Annotated in this window: 9 protein-coding genes; 5 read left to right on the top strand and 4 right to left on the bottom strand. The window is 70.4% G+C overall.

The window, feature by feature from the left end:
- The first annotated feature begins 104 nt into the window (after positions 1 to 104).
- A complete protein-coding gene (locus ABT053_RS15440; protein WP_350969646.1) occupies positions 105 to 1,490 on the top strand; it encodes an FAD-dependent oxidoreductase in 1,386 nt (461 codons plus the stop codon).
- Positions 1,491 to 1,599: 109 nt separating this feature from the next.
- Here the strand turns inward: ABT053_RS15440 and ABT053_RS15435 are convergent, their stop codons facing one another.
- Positions 1,600 to 2,655 (bottom strand): aldo/keto reductase, encoded by a 1,056-nt coding sequence (locus ABT053_RS15435; protein ID WP_350969645.1) that lies wholly within the window; start codon positions 2,653 to 2,655, stop codon positions 1,600 to 1,602.
- A 163-nt stretch (positions 2,656 to 2,818) separates the two neighbouring features.
- Here ABT053_RS15435 and ABT053_RS15430 point away from each other — a divergent pair, with 163 nt between their 5' ends.
- On the top strand, positions 2,819 to 3,445 hold the full coding sequence (locus ABT053_RS15430) for a TetR/AcrR family transcriptional regulator (RefSeq protein WP_350969643.1): 627 nt from the start codon (positions 2,819 to 2,821) through the stop codon (positions 3,443 to 3,445).
- A gap of 262 nt (positions 3,446 to 3,707) precedes the next feature.
- Complete coding sequence (locus ABT053_RS15425; RefSeq protein ID WP_350969642.1) at positions 3,708 to 4,571, top strand: DUF8757 domain-containing protein; 864 nt, start codon at positions 3,708 to 3,710, stop codon at positions 4,569 to 4,571.
- Here ABT053_RS15425 and ABT053_RS15420 read toward each other — a convergent pair.
- Positions 4,549 to 5,004: a DUF488 domain-containing protein gene (locus tag ABT053_RS15420; protein ID WP_350969641.1), complete on the bottom strand. Its 456-nt coding sequence runs from the start codon at positions 5,002 to 5,004 to the stop codon at positions 4,549 to 4,551. The two genes, ABT053_RS15425 and ABT053_RS15420, sit on opposite strands and share 23 nt — an antisense overlap.
- Before the next feature lie 184 nt (positions 5,005 to 5,188).
- Between ABT053_RS15420 and ABT053_RS15415 the strand changes: the two genes are divergently transcribed.
- Positions 5,189 to 5,830: a tetratricopeptide repeat protein gene (locus ABT053_RS15415; protein ID WP_350969640.1), complete on the top strand. Its 642-nt coding sequence runs from the start codon at positions 5,189 to 5,191 to the stop codon at positions 5,828 to 5,830.
- Positions 5,831 to 6,061: 231 nt separating this feature from the next.
- On the opposite strand, the gene ABT053_RS15410 is transcribed toward ABT053_RS15415, so the two are convergent.
- Both ABT053_RS15410 and ABT053_RS15405 read right to left on the bottom strand, forming a co-directional pair.
- Positions 6,062 to 6,919 (bottom strand): alpha/beta fold hydrolase, encoded by an 858-nt coding sequence (locus ABT053_RS15410; protein WP_350969639.1) that lies wholly within the window; start codon positions 6,917 to 6,919, stop codon positions 6,062 to 6,064.
- A 711-nt stretch (positions 6,920 to 7,630) separates the two neighbouring features.
- Positions 7,631 to 10,462, bottom strand: coding sequence for an AfsR/SARP family transcriptional regulator (locus ABT053_RS15405; protein WP_350969638.1), 2,832 nt, complete (start codon positions 10,460 to 10,462; stop codon positions 7,631 to 7,633).
- 655 nt (positions 10,463 to 11,117) lie between these two features.
- Here ABT053_RS15405 and ABT053_RS15400 point away from each other — a divergent pair.
- Positions 11,118 to 14,789: a choice-of-anchor D domain-containing protein gene (locus ABT053_RS15400; RefSeq protein WP_350969637.1), complete on the top strand. Its 3,672-nt coding sequence runs from the start codon at positions 11,118 to 11,120 to the stop codon at positions 14,787 to 14,789.
- Positions 14,790 to 14,842 lie beyond the last annotated feature (53 nt).

Below are 14,842 nucleotides of genomic sequence, written 5' to 3'. Positions count from 1 at the left end.
ACCGGCACATGCCCCACCTGCCACCGCGACATACCCGCCACCGCCGTACGACCAGAACACCACCCACCCGAACCAACCTAACGAAGTACTACTAGGATCCCCCCGTGAAGAACCCCGCCGTCGAGGACGACGACAACGACGGCGGCGGTGCTCGAAGGGAGAGACCGCCGATGGACATCCCTGACCGGATCGAGACGGAGATCGCGGTGATCGGCGCGGGGCTGATGGGCTCGGCCACGGCCTGGGAGCTCGCCCGCCGCGGGCACGCCGTCACCCTCGTCGAGGCGTACGACATCGGCCACCGGCGCGGCAGCTCCCACGGCACCTCACGGATCTACCGCCGGGCCTACGCCGACCCGGAGTACGTGCGCCTCACCGGCCTGTCCGGGGAGCTCTGGCGCGAGCTGGAGAACAACACCGGAACGGCGCTGCTCCGTGTCACCGGCGGCGTCGACCTCGGCGCGGGACGCGACCCCGAGGGGCTCGCCCGGCTGCTGGCGGAGGCGGGCGTGCCGCACGAGCTGCTCTCCCCCGGTGCCGCGGCCGAGCGGTGGCCGTTCATGCGCTTCGAGGGACCGGCGCTGCACCACCCGGAGGCGGGCACGATCGACGCCGACGCGGCGGTCGCCGCCGCGGTGACCCGCGCGTCCGAGCTGGGCGCCCAGGTGATCACCGGCGTACGGTTCACCGGGGCGGAGTCCCTGCCCGACGGACGCGTCCGGCTACGCACCGAGGGCCCGGAGGTGACCGCGAGCGTCCAGCCGCACACCGAAGGCCCGGAGACAACCGCAGGCGTCCGGCCATACACCGAAGGCTCGGAGGTGACCGCAGGCGTCCAGCCGCACACCGAAGGCTCGGAGACAACCGCAGGCGTCCGGCCATACACCGAAGGCTCGGAGGTGACCGCAGGCGTCCGGCCGCGCACCGAAGGCCCGGAGATAACCGCCGCCACGGTCGTCGTCGCCGTCGGCCCCTGGCTGCCGGAACTCGCCGGGCTGCTCGGCGTGCCGGTGGCGCTGCCCCCGCTGCGGGTGACCCAGCAGCAGGTCTTCCACTTCCTCTCGCGCGACCCGGAGGCCCGCTGGCCCATCTTCGTGCACACCGACGGCCCGCAGATCTACGGGCTCCCCTCGGGCGGCGACGGCGGCTCCCTGCCCGCGGTCAAGGTCGCCCAGCACGACGCGGGCAAACCCGTCACCGCCACCACCAGGGACGGCGTCGTCGATCCGGCCTCCCGCGACATCGTGACCTCCCACGTCCGGAGGTGGCTGCCCGGCCTCGACCCCGTCCCGCTGACCGAGGCGAGCTGCCTCTACACCATCACCCCCGACGAGGACTTCGTCCTCGACCGCGTCGGCCCCTTCGTCATCGTCTCCCCCTGCTCGGGCCACGGCGCCAAGTTCGCCCCCCTGATCGGCCGGATGACCGCCGACCTGGCCCTCGGCCACACCGCCCCCCACCCCCGCTTCGCCCTGCGCCGCTTCACCTGAGAACCCCGGCCCGCGTCCCACCGGCGTGAGGGACGTTCCCACCCGGCACGGCCCCTCGGCGACCGGTATGGCCGCGATCTCGTACAGGTCGCACGGGTCGTGTCGCGGGTCAGGCCACCGGGATCGGCGGGCGGCGGAAGTCGACGTCCGGGCCGCCGAGGACGTGCTGGGTCTGCGCGGCGACCGCGTCGTGCGGCTGGCCCAGCTCCGGGCGACCGGCCTCGTCGAGACGGCGGAACTGCTCGGCGTCGAGGCGCACGTCCAGCGCGCCGAGGTAGTCCTCCAGCTGCGCGGGAGTGCGGGGGCCGATGATCGGCACGTACCCGGTGGTGGCACGTGCGCCGAGCTCGCGGAGCCATGCCATCGCCACCTGGGCCGACGGTACGCCCAGCTCACCCGCGATCGCCTGGAGCTCGTCGACCACCTGGGTCTTGCGCGCGGTGTCCTCGGTGTGGACGAGCCGCTGCCAGTCGGTGAGCCGGCCCGCCTCGCCGGTCCGGTACTTGCCGGTGAGCAGCCCACCGGCGAGCGGTGACCACAGCGCGGCTCCCAGCCCGAGCGCCTCGGCCATGGGCCGGATCTCCCGGTCGGCCGTGCGCTCCACGAGGCTGTACTCGAACTGCACGGCCGCGATCGGCGCGTAGCCGCGAAGCTCGGAGAGGGTGACGGCGCGGGAGGTACGCCAGGCCGGGAAGTTGGAGAGACCGCCGTAGAGGATCTTGCCCGCGCGGGTCAGGTCGTCCAGGCCGCGCACGATCTCCTCGACGGGGGTGACCGAGTCGGGGAAGTGCACCCACAGCAGGTCGATCCGGTCGGTCCGCAGCCGCCTCAGGCTCCCCTCGACCGCCTGGACCATACTCTTGCGGCTGTTGCCCGTCCCCATCACCCCTGCGGCCGGGTCGAGACCGTTGGCGAACTTGGTGGCGAGCGTGAAGCGGTCACGCCGCCCGGCGAGCAGCTCCCCGAGATGCTCCTCGGACTCCCCGAACTGGTAGACGTCGGCGGTGTCGACGAAGGTGCCGCCGGCCTCGTCGAACCGGTTGAAGATCGTGGCGATGTCGGCCGTGTCGCTGCCCGAGCCCCAGCGGGTGCCGAAGGTTCCGGTGCCGAGCGCGTACTCCGACACCCGCAGGCCGTTGCCGCGGCCGAAGGTCAGGTATTGCACGAGTGAACTCCTTCGTATCTACGCATCTGGCGTACCTGGAACGGCCGGGACGGAGGTGCGCATGGCGAGCGCGCGTCCGTCGACAACCAATGTAAAGCGATCGATTTACCTCGGGAGCGTAGCCAACGCCGGGAGCAAAGTAAAACGATCGCTATACTTAGGTGTGATCACATCGCCTGACGCCGAGATCTCCGGAGGCCGGGGAGCACGCGAGCGGATCCTCAGGACCGCCGCCAGGCTCTTCTACGAAGAGGGCATCCACGCCACCGGCATCGCGCGGCTCACCAAGGCCGCCCACGTGTCGACGCGCACCTTCTACCAGCACTTCCCCAGCAAGAACGCGCTCGTCGAGGAGTATCTGCGCCGCTTCGAGACAGAGGAGGAGGCGCCGCCGCCCGAGCGGCAGCTGGACCGCACGGACCTCGGTCCCGCCGAACGCCTGCTGGCGATCTTCTGCACCGGCCCGCAGATATCCGTCGTGCGAGGCTGCCCGTTCCACAACGCGGCCGTCGAAGCCGCGGGAGAGATGCCGCAGGCCGCCGAAGTGGTGGAACGGCACAAGGCGCACTTCCTGCGCAGGCTCGCCGAGACGGCGGCCGAAGCGGGCGCGCGGGACCCGGAGCGGCTGGCGCGCCACCTCGCCGTCGTCTACGAGGGCGGCAGAGCGCTCGCGACCTCGTGCAACGACCCCCAGGCCGTCGAGGACGCCCGTCAGGTCGCCGAAGCCCTCCTACGGGAACACCTCGATGATGGGATCCAGAACGATTCGGCCGCCTGCTCCGATCATTGACGATCGATCCACGAATCGGGACGAACGAGTGGGGGCTCAGCGTGCCGAGCCAGACCCCGAACGGCTCGGCATCTTCATCACCGAGCAACCGAGTGAGCGAGTGAGCGGACCGGGAACCCGATCTCACAAAGGTCACGCCGAGCGAGACACTCGATCAGCCGGCAATCCGTCCGGTTGTGGACAGCTCGCTCCAGCGAAGAACGGCAGGGAAAAAGCAAGGTTAGCCTTGTAAGTCACCATTGCGGTCAGCGCGGAGGGTTTGTTGACGGAGCAGCGTTCCCTGTTCGGTCCCGATCTCGAAACGGCCCAGATCAAGCCGTCGGACCCCCACTTCCGGCGCATGAGGGTGCTGATCACCGTCAAGGCCGCCCCCAACCCCTCGGAGAGCTACGGGGAAACCGTATGCGTGGCCGCGCTGCGGCTCGACCTTGACCAGCCGGGATGGATACGGCTCTACCCAGTCAACTTTCGCGAACTTGATGGTGATAGCCAATTCCGGAAATACGACGTCGTCACTTTGGAAGCCAAGCCCACCTCGCACGATCCGCGGGCGGAAAGCTGGCGGCCACGAGCTGACAGCTTCGTCGTGGAGAAGCATCTCGACGGCTGGTCGAAACGGATGCCGTACCTCGATGACTACATCGAGGGATCCATGTGCGATCTCATCGCAGCCGTACGCCGGCACCCCGCGGCCCGGTCGTTGGCGGCCATCCGGCCCAAGGAGATCCTCGCGCTGGATATCGAACCCCACCCCGGTTGGACGCCTGCGGAGCAGCAGAAGATCGACCGGTACGTCCAGCAGCTCGGCCTTTTCGACTCCGTGCCACGCACCGCGCTCCAAGCGCCTCGCTTCAAGGCCTGGTATCGCTATCGCTGCCATTCGGCCGGCTGCAACACGCACCGCCAGGGAATCTACGACTGGGAGCTGGTCGCCCTTCAACGCACCGTGAACGGCCGCGACGACACCGGGGTAAAGCAGGTCATTCATGAGAAGTTCTGGGATCTGATGTGCGCGTCGGATCGAGACACCGTCTTCTATGTCGGCAATCAGCAGGCCCATCCGCAGAGCTTCATAGTGCTGGGAGTGGTTTATCCCCAGCGGCTCAAACCGGTACCGCGTGGCTGAACCGTTCACGAACGGCTTCCAGGACGAGGTCACGATGACAGCGATGCTCGTCGGCTTCGAAACACATGATCGCCACGGTCTGCCGCCGGGCGGCTTCCGCGATCCGGCCCAAACACTCACGCGCGTCGGCATCCATGAGCAGCCCCGCGTAGACCCCGCGAGCTGTTCCCAGCTCGGCCGGGCTGCCGCCGAACCCGGCCCTGTTCCATTTGGGGTTGCCAAGCTCTCGCATGTGTTCGTAGGCGACTCCCGCGTCGGCGAGCGCGTTGGCCAAGGCGGTCTTGCTGAATCCGCGCTTCCGGGAGATCGGGTTCAAGCGGACGTCGACCAGCAACGTGACGTTTTCACGATGAAGTCGTCGGACGAACCCGTCGAGGTCACATCCCTCGTACCCGATCCCGGTCAACCCCGCATGCTGTCCGATCGTAAGCATGATCTGCACCCTCTCATGCCCAGTCGTGGCCGTCACACGGATCTCACAAGGCTCGACGACCATTCCCATGACAGGCATCCATAATCCCGACCCTCACGGCAGCCTGAAGGCTGGTGTCGCGTCTCGTCGGCCGCGTACGGTGTTCGGCGCGGTGGGCGGACACGGATGAACGGGGGCTCGGCCGATGGGTGCGGAGGAAAGGCTCGAAAGGGCCAGGTTGCTCTACGAGCGCGCGGTCTTCGACGGGGAGGCCGGGGTGCTGGAGGTGGCCGACCGGGAGCTGGACGCGGTCGAGGCCGGTCTGGCCCTGGCCCGCGGCCGGATCGTGCACGCGCGCTTCTTCGAGGACGGGGACGAGGACCCGCGCGAGCTCGCGCTGTTCGAGCGCGCGACGGAGCTCTACCGGGCGCTAGGCGACCCGCGCGGCGAGAGTGAGTCGCTGTTCTGGGTCGGCGTCTTCCACCAGGTCGTCCGCGGGGACCACGAGACCGCGGTGCCGTTCCTCGAACGGGCGCACGAGCTCGCGACGCGGGCCGGTGACAGGCTGACGATGTCGTACGCGCTCCGGCACCTGGGGACCGCGGAGCACGCCGCCGGACGGCTGGAGGCGGCGCGGGAACGGCTGGAGGAGTCGGTACGGCTCCGCCGGGAGCTCGGTTTCCTGCCGGGCGTCGCCGCGAACCTGGTCGGGCTGATCTACATCGCCGCCGCGCAGGGCCGCCGTGACGACGCGCTCGCGCTGGCCGAGGAGGCGAGTGCCCTCGCCGAGGCCGGTGGCGCGAGGAACATCGCGCGCCAGATCGAGGAAGCCCGCAGCCGGGTGTAGGCGACCTCGCCTCCGTCGAATCTCCGAAGAGACCGGGAAAGGCCGGAAGACCGGCCTCCGGCGCTCCGGAAAAGCCGGTCTCCCGGCCCTCCGCCAAAAGCCGGGAGAGCCGGGAAAGCCGGGAAAGCCGGGGAGCCGGGAGAGCCGGGAGAGACCGGCACGGACGCGGCCGTCTCCTGGGCCGGGTCACCAGGAGACGGCCGCGTGCGGGTCTCGCCGGACCGCGTCACCTCAAGGGCTGGAGAACACCTCGTCGAGCTTGGCGGCGAACGCCTTGGACTGGGTGCCGAAGGCCCCGTGGTCGCCGGGGAACATCACGTGCCGCCCCTCGATCTGCTCGGCGACGACGAAGGAGGCCCGGTAGGGGGGCTGCCCCTCCGACTCCTCGCCCGCCACCATCACCACGCGCGCCGAGGAGGCCCGGAGCGCGTCGACGTCGGGGAGGTAGCCGACGAACGGCGGCACCTCGTAGCCGATGAAGAACTCCGTGTTCTTCTCCATCCGCGCCATCGCCTCGGCCATCTCGGGGGTGGGCTCTCCCTGCTCCCCGTGGGTGGCCGCCTCCTCGTGCTCGTGGCCGGTCCTGTCGAACCCGGTGGCGAAGGCCTTCATGGCGGCTTCGGTCCCCTCCTTGGCGAACGCCTCCTCCACGTCCCGGACGACGTCGCGCCAGCGGTCGCGGTCGGGCAGCAGCTCGAAGAGCGGCGGCTCGTGGGCGACCAGGACGCGCACCTGCTCGGGATGGCGGGCCGCCAGCTCCAGGCCGATGATCGCCCCGGAGCTGTTGCCGAAGACGTACGCGGGATCGTCGGCGGTGACCCCCGCCTCCACCAGCACGCGATGCGCGTCGTCGGCGTGCGTCTCGATGCTCTGCGACTCCGGCGGCCCGTCCAGAGGGCTGCGCGAGTTACCGCGCCGGTCGTAGGTCACCACCGTGTAGCGGTCGGCGAGCTCACGGCCCAGCTCCGCGTATCCGGCGGCGTCGTAGACCCCGCCGCAGATCAGCAGCAGAGTCGGGCCCGAGCCGCAGATCTCGTAGTGAAGGGTCGCGCCGGGCACCTTCAGGGTGTTCGTCTTCGTGGGCTGCATGGTCGTTCCTCCTCGAAAATCGTCGTCCGTCTCGTTCTGCCGATCACAGAGGATCGGAGCCACGGATGCGTTCTCGACATCCCTGCCCTTAAGACTTCAGGGAATGAGTGCCTCCTCCTGTGGCGAGCCACCCCGGGTTGGCGGCACATGGAGAACCGCACCGCCACCGTCCTCCTCGCTCCCCTCGGAGGAGGACACCACGACCTCGCCGACCTGGTCGTCATGACGACCGGGGCGACGACACGTGTCGTAGTAGTGCAGATCCACACCTCTAATAATGCCAGTCGGCACCGACAGTTCCGGGCCGGAACGCGATGTCCCGCCGCCCCCTCCGGCCCGCGAGTCACACGCACCTCACCGCCGGATAAAGTGCCTTTCCGCACCGCGAGCAGGTATTTCGCTCCGTATCGCGCACGGGTGCAAGCCTCACCGCGCGGGCCGAGCGGAGGCGGGAGGCGTTCCTGAACACACCACGCACGGCGTGCTCAGGGACACACGGATTCACACGCGGACCGAGCACGCGCGAAAGGCCCGCACGGATTCACCACCCAGACCGAACACGCATGGAAAGCACGCACGGATTCACCCCCCAGACCGAACACGCACGGAAAGCACGCACGGGCTCACCACCCAGACCGAACACGCACGGAAAGCACGCACGGGTTCACCACCCAGGCCGAGTGGAAGCGGAGGACGACGGGGCGGGGGTGCTCAGCCGGTCAGGGCGGTCGCTCTCGGTTCGGTGTCCGGCCGCGAGACTGCGTGCCGGTCCAGCAGGGCCCGTACCTCGTCGGCCTCGGGCATGTCCCGCCGGACGAAGATCTCAAGCGCCTCGGTCAGGCACGCCCCGGCGCGGCCCGGCTGGCCGAGGCGGGAGAACGCCTGGCCGAGCGCGACGAGCGCCTTGCCCTGGATCCATTCGTCGCCCGCCTCCGCCATGAGGCCCAGCGAGTCCTCGGCGCAGTCGACGGCACGGTCCAGCTGCCCCAGGGCGAGATGGGTCTCGGCCATCCGCAGCAGGGTCGCCCCCTCCCGGACGCGCTGCTTGAGCCTCCGGTACGCCGTCCGCGTCTCCAGGAGCCGGGAGAGCGCCTCCTCGGGGCGCCCGGCGTCGCGCAGCACGACGGCCGACCGGTACAGGATGTCGGGATCCGCCCCGCCGCCCAGCTCGCGGATGGTGCGGTCGGCCAGTTCCACGGCCTCCACCGCCTCGGCGGTCCTGTCGGCCGACGCGAGCGCGAGCGCCATGTTGCCCAGGCCGACGGTCTCGCTGCTCCGGTCTCCGAGCCCGCGCCAGACCTCGACCGCCTCGGCGTACAGCGCGATCGCCTCGGTCTTCGAGCCGCGGTTGGAGGCGGCCGTGGCCAGCAGGTTGAGGCTCTCCGCGTACCGTGCCGGGTCGTTCTCGGCGAGGCTGAGGTCCCGCGCGGCGACGCCGTCCTCGACGGCCGCGTCGAGGAACCATCGGCTCGTCCAGAACCCGCCGCGCACGCACCGGGCGTGTGCCTCGGTGCGGCGTTCCCCGCGGGCCGCCGCCGCCTCGACGAGGGCTCCGGCCGCCCGCTCGTAGCGCTCGGGGGTCACGTCGGTCTCCAGTACGTCGGACGCCATGTCGAGCAGCCGGATCGCGTCGGAGAGGACGCTGCCCGGAGTCCGGGCGACCTGGTGCACGCAGCTGATGACCCCCTGCTCCTCGTCCTCCGCCCAGTTCACCGCGGCCTCCTCGTCCGCGAAGGAGGGGCCGGGGGAAGACGGTTCGGGGCCGGACACCGGGGCGCCCGGATAGGTGAGGCGGTAGGCCGCCGTCATGCCGGCGAGGTGGTAGCCGAGCAGCCTGGCCAGCGCGGCGCGCCGGACCTCCTCGTCGTCCGGCCGCGACCGGGCGAAGATCTTGAGGAGGTCGTGGTAGCGGTAGTGGCCGGGCGAGGGCGATTCCAGCATGCTCACGTCCACCAGTGCCTCGCACACCTCCTCCGCGCCCGGCTCGTCCAGGCCGAGCACGGCCGCCGCCGAGCCCAGTGAGAAGTCGGCCGCGTCGGGGACGGCGAGCAGCCGGAACGCCGAGGCGTGCGCGGCGTCGAGCTGGTCGTAGCCGAGGGCGAACGTCGCCTCGACGGCCAGGTCGTCCACCCGCAGCTCCGCGAGGCGCCGCCGCTCGTCGGCCATCCGGTCGCGCATCCTGGCCACGCTCCAGGCGGGCCGCGCCGCGAGCCGCGAGGCCACGATCCTGATCGCCAGGGGCAGGTGCCCGCACGCCCCGACCAGGTCCGCCGCCGCCTCGCGCTCGGCGGCGACCCGCGCCTCCCCGACCACCCTGGCCAGCAGCGCCGTCGCCTCGTCGTGGGGCAGCACGCCCAGGTCGACCTGGCGTACGCCGGACAGGCCGACCATCTTCGCGCGGCTCGTCACCATCACCGCGCACCCGGCGGCGCCCGGCAGCAGCGGCCGTACCTGCGCCGAACCGGCGGCGTTGTCCAGGACGACGAGCACCCGCCGGTCCGCCAGCGTGGAGCGGTACATGGCCGCCCGCTCGCCCGGGTCCTCGGCGTCGGCGGGGACCTCCGCCCCGAGGGAGCGCAGGAACCTGCCGAGCACGGTCTCCGGGGCGAGCGGCTGCGCCCCCGAGCCCCTGAGGTTCACGAAGAGCTGGCCGTCGGGGTAGTCCGGCGCGAGCCGGTGCGCCACGTGGACAGCCAGGGTGGTCTTGCCCATGCCGCCCGCGCCCGACACGGCCGAGATCACCAGCGTCGAGGAGTTTCCCGTCCTCAGGGCGTCCACCACCTCGTCGACCTCGGACTCCCTGCCGGTGAAGTCGGCGGTGTCGGCGGGGAGCTGCCGGGGCACCCGCCTGACGGCCGGGCTCGCCGCCTCCCTCCGATGACCGAGGGCGGGGTCCGCCGTGATGATCCGCCGGTAGAGCTCCGCCAGCTCGGGCGAGGGGTCGATGCCGAGACTCTCGGCGAGCAGCTCCCGGGTGTCGGTGTACACGCCGATCGCCTCGGCCTGCCGTCCCGAGCGGTACAAGGCCAGCATCAGCAGGCCGGACAGCCGCTCCCTGGCCGGGTGCTCGCCGCGGAGCGCGGTCAGCTCGGCGATGACCTCGGTGTGCCCGCCCTCCTCGACCTCCCCGGCGAGCCTGCGCTCCAGTACGGCGAGCCGCCGCTCCCCGAGCCGCACCCGCTGGCTCTCGGCGTAGCCTCCCTCCAGCCCGGCGAGCGGCTCCCCGCGCCAGAGCTCCAGGGCCTCGCCGTACCGTTCCTCGCGGGACAGCTCCTCCATCGTGACCAGGTCGCAGACCCCGCCGGAGAGGGCGTACCCGCTGCCGATCGAGGTGATCACCTCGGCGCCGAGGACGGAGCGCAGGCGCGAGATGTACGTGCGCAGCGTGCCCATGGCGGTGCGGGGACGGTACTCGCCCCAGACGGCGTCGAGCAGGTGGTCGTGGCCGACCGTCCTGCCCTCGGCCAGGAGGAGGACGGCGAGGACCAGCCGCTGCTGGGGGGAGCCGATCTCCAGCTCGTCGCCGTCCCGCCAGACGCGCACCGGTCCCAGGATCGAGAACCGCAACCCGGGATCACCCATTTGACAGCGCTGTCTTCCGCTCGTTCCCCAACAGCCTCATGGACTCGGACAGCCTCACGGACTCGGACGTCTTCACGGACTCGGACAACCTCGCGGATCCGGACAACCTCACGGACTCGGACAGCCTCATGGAAACGCCACCGTTCTCCCGCGCCGGGGTGCCGTGCGACGAACTCCGGGATCTCTCGTCACGCCGTGCCGTTCCGTGCCAGCTCACCACGATGAAGCATCGTATGGCAGCACATCGGCCTTCGCCGAAAAAACCGGCGAACCTTCTCATCTTCCGCATTCGGGATGTTTCACCGAGGATCACGGCGGCCGACCAGGACGCCCCCACCCCGATCAGCCGGAGCCGCCCCGGCCCCCCGAACCGATGCCGGGCGATCGCTTCCACCGTCGCGCAAGCGGCTTCCAGTCCCGCGCAAACCGTTACATGAAACTTTCCGTACAGGAACCAGCGCAACGCAGTCGTTACGTTGCATGTATTCGCTGAAATCTTGCAGCAATCTGTTCGTCATTTTAAGGTGTGGATACCCCCCCGGGCACCACCGGCCGACGTCCCCCGGACGCTCCGGCCGCGAAGCGTCCGGCTCTTCGTACAGTGAAGGGTCAGCCGATGAAGAAGTCCGGCAGGCTAAAGGCCTGGACAATCGCCACGATCGCGGCGCTGACGGCGGGAGGGCTGGCCTCCTTACCCGTCACCCCCGCGACGGCGGCCGTACGAGCCGACTCCCCGTTCGACTTTCCCGGGCGGGGCGCCACCGTGCCCTTCTTCGAGATAGAGGCCGAGGACACCGCCCACTCGGGCCAGGTGATCGGCCCCGACCGGATCTACGGCCGCCTCCCCTCGGAGGCCTCGGGCCGCAGGGCGGTGACGCTCGACTCCTCGGGTGAATACGTGGAGTTCACGCTCACCCGCCCGGCGAACGCGCTGTCGCTGCGCTACAGCGTCCCGGACAACGCCTCGGGAACCGGCCAGAACACCACCGCCAGCCTGCGGCTCAACGGCACGCACCTCAAGGACCTGACCCTCACCTCCAAGTACGGCTGGTACTACGGCGGCTACCCGTTCAACAACAACCCGGGCGACACCAACCCGCACCACTTCTACGACGAGACGCGGACCATGTTCGGGTCCACGCTCGCCGCGGGCGCCAAGGTCCGCGTCCAGCACACCGGCGGCATCCCGGTCACCGTGGACCTGGCCGACTTCGAGGTCGTCGGCGCCCCGATCGGCCGCCCCGCCGGATCCCTGTCGGTCGACGACTTCGGAGCCATCAAGAACAACACGAGTGTCGACAACACGGCCGCCTTCCAGGCCGCGGTCAACGCCGGAAAGGCCCAGGCCAAGGAGGTCTACATCCCCGAGGGGACGTACAACCTCTACGACCACGTGGTCGTCGACGGGGTCACCCTGCGCGGAGCGGGCCCCTGGTACAGCGTGCTCGGCGGGCGCCACCCCACCCAGCGCAACCGGGCCGTCGGCGTCTACGGCAAGTACGTCCAGGGCGGCGGCTACGGCGGTGAGATCCGCGCCCACGAGGCGGGCGGCCCGAGCCGCAACGTCACGCTCAAGGACTTCGCCATCATCGGCGAGATCATGGAGCGCGAGGACAACGACCAGGTCAACGCCATGGGCGGCGCGATGACCGACTCGGTCGTGGACAACGTGTGGATGCAGCACACCAAGGTCGGCGCCTGGATGGACGGCCCGATGAACAACTTCACCATCAAGAACAGCCGCATCCTCGACCAGACCGCCGACGGAGTGAACTTCCACACCGGCGTCACCAACTCGACGGTCACGAACACGTTCCTGCGCAACACCGGTGACGACGCCCTCGCCATGTGGCCGGACCGGCTGCCGAACGTCGGCAACAAGTTCACGTTCAACACCGTGGGCGTGACGCTGCTCGCCAACAACATCGTCACGTACGGCGGCAGGGACATCCAGATCACCGACAACGTGGTGGCCGACACGGTCAGCAACGGCGGCGGCATCCACATCGCCAACCGCTACCCGGGCGTCAACTCCGGGCAGGGCACCGCGGTCGCCGGAACCCACACCGTCGCCCGCAACACCCTGCTCAGGGCGGGCAACAACGACTTCAACTGGCACTTCGGCGTCGGAGCCATCTGGTTCAGCGGGCTCAACGAGCCGGTCAACGCCACCATCAACGTCACCGACACCGACATCCTGGACAGCTCGTACGCCGCGATCCACATGATCGAGGGCACCACGAGCACGGTCAACTTCAACAACGTCAACATCGACGGCACCGGCACGTACATGATCCAGGCGCAGTCGGGCGCGAACATGACGTTCAACAACGTCAGGGCCGCGCACATCGGCGCGGGTGTCGCCATCCACAACTGCGTCGGCGCGGCCTTCACGCCCGTCTTCGGCACCGGCAACACCGGCTGGAGCCCCAGCAGCACGACCTGCACCGGCACCTGGCCCACGCCGAACTACATCTACCCCGGCGGCGGCGGCAACACCGGCGGCCTGTCCGGCTCCCCGGGCAGCCTGTCCTTCGCCGCGCGCGCGGTCAACAGCACCAGCCCGGCGCAGGCCGTCACCATCACGAACGGGGGCGCCACCGCGGCCCCGATCGGCTCGGTGAGCGTCACCGGCGACTACGCCCAGACCAACAACTGCGGCAGCTCCCTCGCCGCGGGCGCGACCTGCACGGTGAACGTCACCTTCAGGCCGACCGCGACCGGCACCCGCACCGGCACGCTCACCGTCGCCAGCAGCGCCCAGGGCGGCCCGGTGACCGTGAGCCTCTCCGGCAGCGGCACCAACGGCGTCGCCCTGACCGCCTCCCCGGGCAGCCTGTCCTTCGGGGCGCGCGCGGTCGGCAGCACCAGCCCGGCGCAAGCCGTGACGGTCACCAACTCCGGCACCGCCGCGGCGACGCTCGGCACGGTCGCCACCACCGGCGACTACGCCCAGACCAACAACTGCGGCAGCTCCCTCGCCGCCGGAGCCTCCTGCACCGTCAACGTCACCTTCACCCCCACCGCCTCGGGCACCCGTACGGGCGGCCTGACCGTCGCGAGCAACGACCCGAACAGCCCGCTGACGGTCGGCCTGAGCGGCAGCGGCACGAGCTCGACCACCAACCTCGCGCTCGGCGCGACGATGACGGCGAGCAGCTCCAACGGCGGCTTCCCGCCGAGCAACACCAACGACGACAACACGTCCACCTACTGGGAGTCGATCGGCAACGCCTTCCCGCAGTGGCTCCAGGCCGATCTCGGCACCGCGCAGAGCGTCGGCTCCATCACCCTGAAGCTGCCGCCGCCGGCCGCGTGGGCGACCAGGACGCAGACCCTGTCCGTCCAGGGCAGCACCAACGGCACCACCTGGACCACCCTCAAGGCCTCGGCCGGATACACCTTCAACCCGGGCACGGGCAACAGCGTCGCGATCCCGCTGACCAGCTCGAACGTCCGCTACGTCCGGGTCAACTTCACCGCCAACACCGGCTGGCCCGCGGCCCAGGTCTCGGAGTTCCAGATCTTCCCGGGCGGCGGCAACCCCACGCCGACCGTGTCGCTGGCCGCCTCCCCGGTCAGCCTGACGTTCGCCGCCAGGACGGTCGGCAGCACCAGCCCGGCGCAGGCCGTGACGGTCACCAACACCGGCACCGGGTCGGCGACGCTCGGCACGGTCGCCACCACCGGCGACTACGCCCAGACCAGGACCTGCGGCACCACCCTCGCCGCCGGAGCCTCCTGCACCGTCAACGTCACCTTCACCCCCACCGCGACGGGCACCCGTACGGGCACCCTGAGCGTGGCGAGCAACGACCCGAACGGGCCGCTGACCGTGGGCCTGACCGGCACCGGCGGCTCGGCGCCCGTCACCAACCTGGCGCAGGGCAGGCCGACCACGGAGACCAGCCACGCCCAGGTGTACGGCTCGGGCAACACCGTGGACGGCAACGCGAACACCTACTGGGAGTCCAACAGCAACGCCTTCCCGCAGTCGGTCACGGTCGACCTCGGCTCCACGCAGAGCGTCGGCCGGGTCGTCCTGAAGCTGCCCCCGGCCGCGGCCTGGGCCACCCGCACCCAGGCGGTCGCCGTCCTGGGCAGCACCGACGGGACGAACTTCACCAACGTCGTCGGCTCGGCGACGTACACCTTCAACCCCGCCACCGGTAACACGGCCACCATCACCTTCCCGGCCACCAACAGGCGCCACCTGCGCCTGACCTTCACCGCCAACAGCGGCTGGCCCGCCGGCCAGCTCTCCGAGTTCGAGGTCTACGCCTCGTAGCCTCGTCATCGAGCCGGGCACCGGATGGGACGAACACGTCTCATCCGGTGCTT

This window comes from Streptosporangium sp. NPDC002524 (genome assembly GCF_040295985.1).
Lineage (GTDB): Bacteria > Actinomycetota > Actinomycetes > Streptosporangiales > Streptosporangiaceae > Streptosporangium.
Note: the sequence above shows the minus strand (reverse complement) of the source record. Positions and strands in the feature narration are given on the sequence as shown.